Genomic DNA, 11,389 nt, shown 5'->3' on the forward strand with positions numbered 1-11,389 from the left:
GCGCGACTGAACTTCTGAGGAGGAGCAGGTGACGATAGATGTTGGTCTAGTCGGTTTCGGCTTCGCCGGCCGAGTCTTCCACGCTCCCATCATCTCCGCCGTTCCGGGGCTTCGCCTCCGAGCCATTGTCCAGCGGAGCGCCGGTGACGCCGCAGTACTCTATCCTCAGACGACGGTCGTGCAGTCCGTTGAGGAATTACTCGCCATCGACGAGATCAGATTAGTGGTCATTGCGACGCCGAATACTTCCCATTATGGTCTTGCGAAGCAATCCCTTCTCGCAGACAGGGACGTGGTAGTCGACAAGCCTTTTACTACAACCTATCAAGAAGCATCCGAACTCATCGGAATGGCGAAACAACATGGTCGGTTGCTCACGGTCTATCAGAATCTACGCAGCAATGGCGACTTCCGCACCATCCGCAACCTGGTGGAAGGACAAAGACTGGGGCGAATCGCCCTTTACGAGGCACATTTCGATCGCTATCGGCTGCAGACTCGTCCGGGAGCCTGGCGGGAGAAAGTTGAGCCGGGGAGCGGGGTATTCTTCGATCTCGGCGTCCACCTGATTGATCAGGCCATGCAGCTTTTCGGACCGCCTGCCACCATCAGTGCCGACATAAGAATTGAACGCGAAGCGGCGGTAGTAGACGATGCCTTCGACGTCGTCTTGCATTATCCGCGCATGCGGGCGCTGCTTCGGGCCAGCATGGTCGCCATAGCTCCGGACCTACGCTTCGTAATTCGGGGCGAAAAGGCAGCATTCGTCAAATATGGAATCGATCCGCAGGAAGAGGCTTTGAAGCGAGGCGAGATTCCGCGCGATGATAGCTGGGGCAGAGAAGCCAGAGAGAAGTGGGGAACATTGTATTGCTCCCAGGATGCAGCCGTGACTGCTGAAACCATCGAGACGCTGCCCGGAGATTACCGGCTCTTCTATGCGAACGTGCGCGACGCGATCCTTGGCAGTGCCAGCGTGGATGTCACTCATGAACAGATGCTCGATGTAATGCATGCGCTTGAGTTGGCTCGAGAGAGCAGTGGGAGGCAGTGCACGCTCAATTGGCGCAGTCTTTAACAACTGAAACTGGATCTGTTGCTCCTGAGAACCCTTACATGAAAGGCTTGTTAATCTGAACTTATGAAATACACCGCCTGGAAAGACGTAGAACTTGAACAGTTGAATCCTCTCCTCGACCGGCAAATGATCACCGGCGACAAGGTCATGCTGGCCCGTGTTCTCCTCAAGAAAGGTTGCGTGGTCCCCGAGCACAGTCACGAAAACGAACAGGTGACTTACGTCCTGGAAGGCGCGTTGAAATTCTGGATTGAAGATAAAGAAATCGTCGTGCGAGCTGGGGAAGTGCTGTGCATCCCCTCGAAGGTTCCGCATAAGGCGGAAGCGGTGGAGGACACGGTGGATCTTGACGTTTTCTACCCTCCACGCCAGGACTGGATTAACAAAACCGACGGCTATCTCCGCGGAACGGCCGCTATTAAAAAATAAGACACAGACGAGGAGCGTGGCGCGATGAAAGCCATTCGTGTTCACCAGTTCGGCGGACCGGAAGTGCTGAAGCTCGATGAGGTTCCAGACCTGCATCCGGGAGAGGGTCAGGCAGTAGTAAAGATTCACGCTGTTGGCGTGAATCCCTTCGATACGTACATGCGCACAGGAACGTACGCTATAAAGCCGCAACTCCCATATACGCCCGGAGCGGATGCTGCCGGCGTGGTGGCCGAAGCAGGCTCAGGCATAAGGAGATTCAAGTCAGGCGATCGCGTTTATGTTGCCGGCACGCTGAGTGGAGCCTATGCCGAACTTGCGTTATGTCAGGAGTCGCAACTTCATCCGCTTCCAAAGAGCGTTACGTTTCAGCAAGGTGCTGCTGTTGGCGTCCCATATGGGACTGCGTATCGCGCGCTGTTTGATAAAGCCCAGAGCTTCCCGGGCGAGACTGTGCTCATCCACGGCGCGAGTGGCGGTGTTGGATTAGCAGCCGTACAGTTGGCACGAGCTCATGGCATGACGGTTATCGGCACAGCGGGTACCGAAAAGGGAAAGGGTGTTGTAAAGGAGCAAGGGGCGCACCACGTTCTGGACCACACTCAGGCGGATGTTCCCGCGCAAGTAAAGAAGCTCACCGGGGATCATGGCGCAGACGTCATCATCGAGATGCTGGCAAACAAGAACCTCGCGCAGGATCTCTCGATGCTTGCTCTCCGCGGACGGGTCGTAGTGGTGGGGAATCGCGGGACGATAGAGATCAATCCGCGTGATGCCATGAGCCGCGACGCAGCGATCCTGTCGATGACGCTGTTCAATCTGTCTGATGCAGATCGAGCTCGCATCTATGCGGCGCTGGATGCTGCCCTGGAGAGTGGTGTGGCGCGTCCTGTCATCGGAAAGGAATTTCCGCTTGCCGAAGCGGCCCAGGCACATGAAGAAGTGATGAAGCCGGGCAGCTACGGCAAAATTGTGCTCATTCCCTAATCGCTTTTCCCACGCAGCATTGGAACGCCGGGCAAGGGTGCCGGGCGCTCCGTTTTATGACTTAGCGCGAACTATATCGGTGGGCCTGCAGGCGCGCCTGAAGGCTTCAGCTTCGGCACATTCTGCTTAGGATCACGCATGAAGGCCTCGATGCGGCGCGCGATATTGCCGGCAGCTCCTGCGCGCGTGGTCTTGATACTGCCATAGATCTTGTTAACGGCCGTCCAGGCATGCGAACGCACTTCTGCTGTGGCGTCGTCGTTAGCAGCCAGAATCATCAATCGGTCGGCCAGTTCGTTTTGCACCACATTCGACAGGTCGTTGGAAGGCGAGCCTGCAGCGCTTCCTGCTCCTCCTGCTGCAGGCGAGGAGAACGTACTGCTGACCAGCATCGAGAGTACTTCTTCGCTGGAAGGTGACGCTGAGACGAAGTGATGGATCGAATCCATGCGGGCCAGACGCTCAGGATCGAGAAGCCCGCCAAAAACGATCTCGGCGATTGACCGCGCCCCATCATAAGGACTGAACACATAGCCGGCGCTGGATTTGTATGCCTCTGGATCGCCTCCATCATTCTCATACTGGACCAGTCCAGCCCAAAGGCGCGCGGGAATCTCCATCTCCGCTGGGCGAAGCGCCTGCAAGCACAACGTGATGGTTTCGCGCTGAGCCTGCGGATTCCATATCTCAAACGGTTTTTGACCATCACCGGCAATGGACGGAGGAATTTTGGCGCTGCCCACTGTGTTGATCGCCGAAGCCAGCGCGTAACGATGGAAGAGGTAGACCAGAGCAAGTCGCGAGGCGAGTCTGGACTGCGGCTCTCCATTGCGCAGCTTTGCGGAACTGTATGCCGCGAGCAGAGCGTTCCGCACAGGCACGATTTGCCGCAACCAGGTCACCGGATCGGGACCATCATCGTATGCGTTCCATCGCGGATCATCGTAGTTGCCCCAGAAGATGCCCTGCTTAAGCGCCTTTTGAACTATGGCATCAAGTCGAGCTCGCTCGCGAGGATCTTGTGCTGCTGGCGCTGGCGCCGAATTGCTGGTGCTATATCCCCACTCGATCGCAAACTTGTCGTAGCTGCCGACGCCCTGCATGTACGCGTCACTCAAGTCTGCGCTGCCGTCGTTCCGGACCAGGATTCGTGGCGCGAAGTAGTCCATCACCGAACCCCGGTCGAAGGTGCTGGCCGCGAAGTTGTGCTCGAGGCCGAGGACGTGTCCCATTTCATGACAGGTGAGCAGAGCGATTCGGCGCACCATCACCTCGTCTTCAGCAAGCTGCGGATCGGCGCTATCGAATTCCGCAAACAGATCCATACCCGAGTCGTCGCGTCCGGACGCAGGTGCGACAACATTCCAATAGTTGTTGACCGTACGCATGCGGTGCGAATCGAGTTGCACGACCGCGTGCAGTATTTCGCCGGTGCGTGGATCGGTTTGCACCATGCCCACAGACCAGCCGCGTCCGCTGCGGTTTGTCCATTGGATCGTCGGATAACGGACGTCCAGGGGATCTGCCCCTTCGGGAAGATCCTCGACTACCAGCGCGTTGCGGAACCCGGCCTGCTCGAATGCCTGATTCCACCAGAGCGCCCCCCGGCGCGCGGCTGAGCGCATCGGTTCAGGAATGGCGCGGTCGAGGTAAAAGGTAATGGGCTTGACCGGCTCGCTGACCGCGGCCGTCGCATCCTTCTTCTCCAACCGCCAGCGATCGATGTAATGCTGATTTAACGATTCCTTGTAGGCAGTGGAAAAATCCTCGAAGCGTTCGCCGAAGAATCCAACCCGCAGATCAGCGACGCGCGGCTGGTATCCCGTTTTGGGCAGAGCCAAAAGCGAGATGTGCTGGTGTACGGTGACCACGCCCGCTTCGGGATTATTGATCGAACGTCCGGCCGAATCGCTCGCAAAGGTGAGGATGTTCTCGATCTCGGTATTCATGGGAAAGCCGCGAGTGTGATCCAGGTCGACTGCGCTGCGCTGCTCGTCAAGCCGCCAGTTCCCAGCGTTCTCGGCCGCAGCGGGGCGAATCATGCCGCCTATCGCGCGCGATGGGCGCCGCAATTGTCCCAGCAATCCGGAGGCGTCACGTACCACTAGAGGGTTGGCGTTCACCATCACGTTCTCGCCGTCCTCCGCTTCAACCGGCAGCGAGGCGAGAACTGAAGTAGGGAAGCTGCGCTCCACAGAGTGCTTTAGCTCGGCGCTGCCATTCTCCGCTCGGAAGCGAGTGTTCTCGGCGATTATCAGTACCTTGGGCCCCGAGCGTACGAACCGGCAAAGCTGCGACCCTCCAACGCTGCTGCGATCGGCGAACATCTCGATGGAGCCAACGCCGCTGCTCAATCCGGTGAAGTAGATGAATTGTTCGTTCAACCGCTGCGGCGAGAGCTCAAAGAGCAGAACGCCTTTTTTGGCGTCCCAATAGAAGGGAATGAAACCGTCGTTCCGCTTCAGCCCCTGAAGGCGGTTTTCATCTTTGTGCGCCTGCGGGCTTTGATTCGTGGATCGTTGACTCTCGCTTTGTGCAAACGCCAGTGAGGAAAAAAGGACTGCTAGCAGGAGGTTTTTCATTTTCGCTCAGTAAGTCTTCAGTTCACCTCAGAGGATTCTCAGCGGCCGACCGCAGCCTTTCCGCAGCGCTCTCCGGCGTGATATCGCGCTGGGGCGCGCCCAGCATCTCATAGCCAACCATGAACTTGCGCACCGTCGCCGAACGCAGAAGTGGCGGATAGAAGTGCGCGTGGAAATGCCACTCTGAATGCTCCTCGCCGTCCGTCGGACGCTGATGGAATCCCATTGAGTAGGGAAATGGAACTGCAAAGATGTTGTCGTAGCGAGAGGTAATGCGCTTGAGAATGTCTGCGAGTCCCTTTTGAGCATCCAGTGAAAATTGGTCCATCGCAGTGACGTGCTCGTTCGCAAGAACCAGAACCTCGAACGGCCAGAGAGCCCAGAAGGGAACTACCACGGTGAAGAAATCGTTCTGGCAAACCAGGCGAGTGGCATGCGCCCTCTCCAGGCGCAAGTACTCGCAGAGCATACATTCGCCATGAGCCTTCTTGAACTCCAGCAGGGCGCTCTGCTCAGTGGCTGGATAATTAGGAACCGTCTCGGTGGCCCAAAGCTGGCAGTGAGGATGCGGGTTACTGGCGCCCATTATCTCGCCACGGTTCTCAAAGATTTGCACGTGGCGAACCCAGTCCGTCGCGCCTAACTCACGGTACTGCTCGCTCCATAGGCGAACGACGGTTGTAACATCGTCGAGTCCCATATTGGAAATCGTAAGATCGTGCCGGGGAGAAAAGCAGATTACTCGACAAATCCCTCGTTCCGATTCAGCGATGATCAACGAGGATTCATTTACCCTGGCGGCTGGAGAATCGGAAAGCAGGGCTGCGTAATCGTTGTCAAAAACGAAAGTACTGCTGTAATTGGGGTTCTTGTGGCCTCCAGCGCGAGAGTTGCCCGGGCAGAGATAGCAGTTTGGATCGTATTTCGGTGTCGGCTCCGCCGCAAGTTTTTCAATGTGCCCTTGCCAGGGTCGCTGTGTGCGCTGAGGAGAAACTACCACCCAGTCGCGTAACAGTGGATTCCAGCGCCGGTGAGGTGTCTTATGGAGATCGAGCATCAAGGCTATGCCACGCGGCTGGCACCATCCGCAGCGGGAGTAATGTACACGTCAGGTGCGAGCCCCGTCGCTTTTTCGTATTCCGAAGCGATGCGTTTGCGGAAGGCGTCGGCCTGTTCACTGGCAACCAGATTAATCGTGCAGCCGCCGAAGCCGCCTCCGGTCATACGCGAGCCATATGCTCCCGCTTGCTTGCTCGCGATCTCCACCATGACGTCAAGCTCGCGAGAACTTACTTCATAGTCGTCTCGCAAGCTTTTGTGGGATTCGCCCATCAGCTTACCGAAAGCGGGAAGATCATTCGCTTCAAGCGCTTCGGCGGCACTCTCCACCCGCACATTTTCGCTTACCACGTGGCGGCAGCGGCGGTAGATGACCGCGGGTAGCGCCTCGCGATGCTGCTCAAGCTGCTCGGGAGTAACGTCTCGAAGTGAACGAACGCCGGGCAGTTGTTTCCGAAGAATTCGGACGCCCTCTTCGCAGGCCGTACGCCGCTGGTTGTACTCGCCGCTGGCATGCTGGTGCTTCACCATGGTGTTGCAGATCACCATGCGCGCACTCGGTGCGAGTGGCAGAAGCTTGAATTGCAGACTGCGGCAATCAAGCATTAACGCATGGTCACGGCGACCATTGCAGGAGATGAATTGGTCCATAATGCCACAGCGCATGCCGACAAATTCGTTCTCGGCTCTCTGACAGAGCAACGCCAATTGCGTCCTTTCGATCGTTGAGTGTTTTGCGCTGAGCAGTGCGAATCCGACTGCAACTTCGATGGCAGCCGACGAACTTAGGCCGGCGCCAATCGGCACATCACCGCGGATCAGAATGTCCGCACCATGCAGGCATTCGCCCGAGCGCCTGATCTGGTCGATGACTCCCACCACATAGTCCGACCAGCTGTGCTTTGGCCGAAGGTCGTGGTCTAGATCAAACGAAACCGTTTCCTCGAAGCTTTGCGAACGAACGTTGACCTTTGTATCGGAGCGTGGAGCGATCGCCACGGTCGTGTAGAAGTCAATGGCAGCCGGCATAACCAAGCCTTCGTTGTAGTCCGTGTGCTCGCCGATCAGGTTCACTCGTCCCGGAGCACGAAAAATCTGCGGTTCCTGATCATAGAGTTTGCGGAAGTCTCTCTGCAGAGCCTCGATGTCCATCGGCCTAAGAGGATCTCGCGCCGGCGAGTTCGGCATACCCTTGAGGATGTTGCTGCATCCACTCCCAGGCGCTGGCAACAATGTCGTCGAGCTTCGGGCGTTTGGGTTTCCATCCGAGTTCTCGCTTGATTTTTTCCGAGCTGGCAACCAGCACCGCCGGATCGCCAGGACGCCGTCCGGTTTCGACCTCCCTGATTGGTTTCCCGGTGACCCGCCGAGCGGACTCGATGACTTCGCGCACGGAGAACCCAGTCCCACTTCCCAGGTTGTAGATGAGCCGATCGCGCGAGCCGAGAGCTTCCAGGGCCAGGACATGAGCGTCGGCAAGATCGCTCACGTGGATGTAATCACGAATGCAGGTTCCATCTTTGGTCGGATAGTCCGTCCCGAAGATCGAGATCTGTTCCCGTTTTCCCGAGGCCGCCTGAAGTATCAACGGAATCAAGTGTGATTCAGGATTGTGCAGCTCACCGGTGCGTCCGTCCGAACCGGCGGCATTGAAGTACCGCAAACTCGCGTAACGCAGGCCGTGGATGCGATGGAACCAGGTAAGCATCTGCTCCACCAGCAGCTTGGACTCGCCATAGACGTTGGTAGGCTGTAGCTCGTCATCTTCCTGGATTGGAACTCGCTTCGGATTGCCATAGAGCGCCGCCGTAGAAGAAAAAATGAATTTCCCTACGCCATGAGCCAACATTGCCTCGAGGAGCGTGAGAGTGGAGGCGGAATTGTTCCGAAAATACCGTTCTGGGACCTGCATCGATTCGCCGGCTTCGATGAGTGCGGCGAAATGGAGCACCGCTTCGGGACGATGTTCGCGAAAGACGGCATCGAGCTGAGCGCGGTCAGCGATCTCTCCCCTAACGAGCTTCGCCTCTGCAGGAAGTGCCTCGGCATATCCTTTGCTTAGGTTGTCGTAGACAACTACTTTATGTCCGCTATCGAGCAGAGCCCGCACGGTGGTTGCGCCGATATAGCCGGCGCCACCAGTCACTACGACCCTCATGGTTTCTCCTCGGCAGTAGAGACGCAGCATGCTGCGTCTCTACCATGCTGATTGCGCGAAGCATCTAGTCTTACACACCGTGATTATTGATCCTGGTTACGGGTTTCAGTACGCGAGACCCAGCACTCCGGAAGCCGGGCAGTTACGAAGCGGCACTTGACGGCTCGCGAATTGTGCACTAGGATGACGAGACTTTGATGAACTCCCGCCGAATTACCATGTCGATGACAACAACAGGGACAATTATGTCCACTGCTCGACCGGCGGAGGGGGATATCTAAGCACTAATAAGTTCTAGAGATACCAAAACCCACCGCCAAAAGGCGGTGGGTTTTTTATTTCCCGGAACTGTGAACCTGGAGTTGCCATGCTGGTAATGAAGTTTGGCGGAACCTCGGTAGCTTGCGCGGAAAACATCGCTCGCATCGCGAGAATCGTGCGCGAACGGCTTCACCTCCAACCTGTGGTCGTCGTCAGTGCATTGGCCGGGGTTACCGACGGCTTGCAGAGGATGGGTGCGCTGAGTCGTGATGGCGAAGTTGAGGAGGCGTTATCGCTTCTTCAAGTCTGCGAAGATCGCCATTGCGAAGCCGCTAGAGCATTGCTCTCGAACAAGAGCGAAGCATTTTTGCAGAACGACCTGCGGCCGCTTTTTGACGAGGCTGGTGCTCTGCTCAAAGCCGTCTTCGCCGTTCAGGAGCTGACTCCGCGTACCCTCGATCGGCTGCTCGGCTTTGGCGAACGCTGGTCGAGCCGTCTGGTTGCGGAAGCATTTCGCGCTGAAGGTCTTCGCGCGGTTCACGTGAATGCCTGCGATGTCGTGATCACCGATGCGAACTATTCGCATGCCGCGCCGCTGGTGGATCTCATCAGAGCCCGCGTAGCCACCAAGATTCGTCCGCGAGTGCAGAGCGGCTGCGTTCCCGTGCTCGGCGGATTCATCGGATCAACTGAGGACGGTATTCCCACTACGCTAGGTCGCGGCGGCTCCGATTACACAGCATCGATTCTCGGCGCCAGCATCGACGCCGATTCCATCGAGATCTGGACCGATGTAGACGGAATGATGACCGCCGATCCCCGCATTTGTCCGGACGCGCAAAACATTGAATCCATCAGCTTTGATGAAGCCGCCGAACTTGCGCATTTTGGAGCCAAAGTATTGCATCCGAAGACGCTGCAGCCTGCCGTGAATCGTGGCATTCCCGTTTATGTCCTTAACTCGCGGCATCCGGAGAACTGCGGGACGCGCGTGGAAGTTGCAGAGCCGAGTGAAGAAGGCCGGGTTCGATCCGTCGCCTGTAAGCGCGGCATCACTCTGGCAGAGGTATTCGCACGCCAGGGACTCGAGGCAAAACTCACCTCCGCGATCTTCGATGCCCTCGAACGGCAGAAATGCCTCGTCGATCTCGCCGCGATGTCGCGCTCGAACCTTTCCTTGCTGTTGAACTCTCGCAGCTCGGCAGACGCGCTTTGCGAATTTCTCGAAGACAAGGCATCGGTCAACGTCGTCGATGGCAGCGCGCTGGTCTCGCTCGTTGGCCGCAACGTCGCGCGAAATCCTGCCATCTGTGCCCGTGCTCTGAATGCCCTCCCCGACCTGCCCCTCAGGATGATCTTCCACGGCGCCTCTGACATGAATCTCAGCTTTGTCGTGGCCGAAGAAGATGCCGATAAGGTTGTGCGCTGTCTGCATGCCGCGTTGTTCCCGCGCCAGCCTGCAGCTCGCCAAGCTGAGGCTCAGGTTCCGCCGAACAAGTCGCAAGAGCCAGCGTTAGTCCAGGCGGAGGCATAGAGACATGGCAACCCAAAGCGTACTCATTGAGAAAAGCGCGCACCTGGTTGCGTCGCTGAATTCACGGAGGGTAGCAATCCTTGGATTCGGGACCGTGGGCAAGTCGGTAGCTCGCATTTTGTCGGAAGGAAGAGTGGCTGCCCTGGAACTCAGCCAGGTCTTCAACCGCAATGTTGAGAGAAAGCGTGTTCCCTGGGTGAACCGCAAGGTTCAGTGGACCGAGAACATCGACGATGTACTCGCGAGCGACGCAGAGTTTGTCGTCGAAGTCATGGGAGGTGTAGAACCCGCGAAGCAATGGGTTGAAGCCATTCTGGAATCCGGCCGATCAGTGGTTACGGCAAATAAACAACTGATTGCGCGCCATGGCGCAGAACTTTTGGAGATCGCACAGGAACACGACTGCCAATTGCTCTTTGGCGCTTCCGTAGCTGGTGGAGTTCCGGTCATCACTGCCCTTGAACACGGACTCGCAGGCGACGAGCTCCAATCTGTTTGCGGCATTCTCAATGGCACCTGCAACTACATCTTGAGCAAGATGGAAGGCGGAGAATCTTTTCGCGTTGCTTTGGAGGAAGCGCAACGGCTGGGTTACGCCGAAGCCGATCCCACTGACGACATTGCCGGATATGACACTCGCGCCAAGCTCGTAATCCTCGCGAGAGTGGCTTTGCGTACGGAAATCGCGATCGAAGAGGTTGTTTGCCAGCCGATCTCCAGCGTCGATCCAGTTGATTTCGAATACGCGCGGGAGTTGGGCTGCACCATCCGACAGATTGGACACGCCGAGCTCGAAGGAGACAGATGCTGTGCCGCCGTCGAGCCGATGCTGGTTCCCGCGAGTTCACCGCTGGCCCGAGCGCAGGGCTGTGAGAACGTGGTTCTTACCCAAGGCAAGTTTGGAGGCAGCACTGCGTTCTCTGGTCCAGGTGCTGGTGGCGACGCGACCGCGGTTGCTGTGATCTCAGACCTCGTAACTCTTGCTTCTGCATCTTCAGCTCCAGTAATTCGCAAGATGCGAGCCCTGCCTGTCTCGGGTGAATATACCGCGCCATATTTCTTGCGGTTCGTCGTCCGCGACCGGCCCGGCATCGTCGCGGCAATTGCTGCGGTTCTCGCGAAGTTTGAAATCAATGTAGACGCCGTGTTCCAGAAGCCGGGTTACGACAAAGCCCACTTACCGTTTGTAGTTACGGTTGAGCCGTGCAGCAGCGCAAAGCTTGAGGCAGCTCTTAACGAAATTGCGCGCTATGAATTCCTGGTTGAACAACCCGTCAAACTGAAGATCTTCGGACGCTGAT

At 57.3% G+C, this 11,389-nt stretch carries 9 protein-coding genes; 5 read left to right on the top strand and 4 right to left on the bottom strand.

Features of this window, described 5'->3' with window-relative positions; translation table 11 throughout:
• Window positions 1–28: 28 nt before the first annotated feature.
• The 3 genes from DMG62_11080 to DMG62_11090 all read left to right on the top strand — a co-directional run bounded on the left by DMG62_11080 (window position 29) and on the right by DMG62_11090 (window position 2,494).
• The gene (locus DMG62_11080) at window positions 29–1,078 is read left to right on the top strand and encodes an oxidoreductase (protein ID PYY22867.1); all 1,050 of its coding nucleotides are present in this window, start codon (window positions 29–31) and stop codon (window positions 1,076–1,078) included.
• 63 nt (window positions 1,079–1,141) lie between these two features.
• Window positions 1,142–1,507: a cupin domain-containing protein gene (locus DMG62_11085; protein PYY22868.1), complete on the top strand. Its 366-nt coding sequence runs from the start codon at window positions 1,142–1,144 to the stop codon at window positions 1,505–1,507.
• 24 nt (window positions 1,508–1,531) lie between these two features.
• The gene (locus tag DMG62_11090) at window positions 1,532–2,494 is read left to right on the top strand and encodes an NADPH:quinone reductase (protein PYY22869.1); all 963 of its coding nucleotides are present in this window, start codon (window positions 1,532–1,534) and stop codon (window positions 2,492–2,494) included.
• A 71-nt stretch (window positions 2,495–2,565) separates the two neighbouring features.
• On the opposite strand, the gene DMG62_11095 is transcribed toward DMG62_11090, so the two are convergent.
• The 4 genes from DMG62_11095 to galE are packed head-to-tail and all read right to left on the bottom strand — an operon-like array spanning window position 2,566 to window position 8,293.
• Window positions 2,566–5,076, bottom strand: coding sequence for a hypothetical protein (locus DMG62_11095; protein PYY22870.1), 2,511 nt, complete (start codon window positions 5,074–5,076; stop codon window positions 2,566–2,568).
• Window positions 5,077–5,098: 22 nt separating this feature from the next.
• Complete coding sequence (locus tag DMG62_11100; protein PYY22871.1) at window positions 5,099–6,133, bottom strand: galactose-1-phosphate uridylyltransferase; 1,035 nt, start codon at window positions 6,131–6,133, stop codon at window positions 5,099–5,101.
• A gap of 5 nt (window positions 6,134–6,138) precedes the next feature.
• Window positions 6,139–7,281, bottom strand: a complete 1,143-nt coding sequence (locus DMG62_11105) for a galactokinase (GenBank protein PYY22911.1) — start codon at window positions 7,279–7,281, stop codon at window positions 6,139–6,141.
• A gap of 10 nt (window positions 7,282–7,291) precedes the next feature.
• Window positions 7,292–8,293 carry a UDP-glucose 4-epimerase GalE gene (gene galE, locus DMG62_11110; GenBank protein PYY22872.1) on the bottom strand — a complete coding sequence of 334 codons (1,002 nt, stop codon included), beginning with the start codon at window positions 8,291–8,293 and terminating at the stop codon, window positions 7,292–7,294.
• 367 nt (window positions 8,294–8,660) lie between these two features.
• On the opposite strand from galE, the gene DMG62_11115 reads away from it, so the two are divergent.
• A complete protein-coding gene (locus tag DMG62_11115; GenBank protein ID PYY22873.1) occupies window positions 8,661–10,088 on the top strand; it encodes a lysine-sensitive aspartokinase 3 in 1,428 nt (475 codons plus the stop codon).
• Window positions 10,089–10,092: 4 nt separating this feature from the next.
• Window positions 10,093–11,388, top strand: coding sequence for a homoserine dehydrogenase (locus DMG62_11120; protein ID PYY22874.1), 1,296 nt, complete (start codon window positions 10,093–10,095; stop codon window positions 11,386–11,388).
• Window position 11,389: the final 1 nt, after the last annotated feature.

The sequence above is a fragment of the Acidobacteriota bacterium genome, assembly GCA_003225175.1.
Classification (GTDB): Bacteria; Acidobacteriota; Terriglobia; order Terriglobales; family Acidobacteriaceae; genus Gp1-AA112.

What these genes read in the sequence shown, in the direction of transcription:
- DMG62_11115 (PYY22873.1), top strand. Translation starts at nt 8,661, where the DNA reads ATGCTGGTAATGAAGTTTGGCGGAACCTCGGTAGCTTGCGCGGAAAAC.
- DMG62_11100 (PYY22871.1), bottom strand. Translation starts at nt 6,133, where the DNA reads ATGCTCGATCTCCATAAGACACCTCACCGGCGCTGGAATCCACTGTTA.
- DMG62_11095 (PYY22870.1), bottom strand. Translation starts at nt 5,076, where the DNA reads ATGAAAAACCTCCTGCTAGCAGTCCTTTTTTCCTCACTGGCGTTTGCA.
- DMG62_11120 (PYY22874.1), top strand. Translation starts at nt 10,093, where the DNA reads ATGGCAACCCAAAGCGTACTCATTGAGAAAAGCGCGCACCTGGTTGCG.
- DMG62_11085 (PYY22868.1), top strand. Translation starts at nt 1,142, where the DNA reads ATGAAATACACCGCCTGGAAAGACGTAGAACTTGAACAGTTGAATCCT.
- galE (PYY22872.1), bottom strand. Translation starts at nt 8,293, where the DNA reads ATGAGGGTCGTAGTGACTGGTGGCGCCGGCTATATCGGCGCAACCACC.
- DMG62_11090 (PYY22869.1), top strand. Translation starts at nt 1,532, where the DNA reads ATGAAAGCCATTCGTGTTCACCAGTTCGGCGGACCGGAAGTGCTGAAG.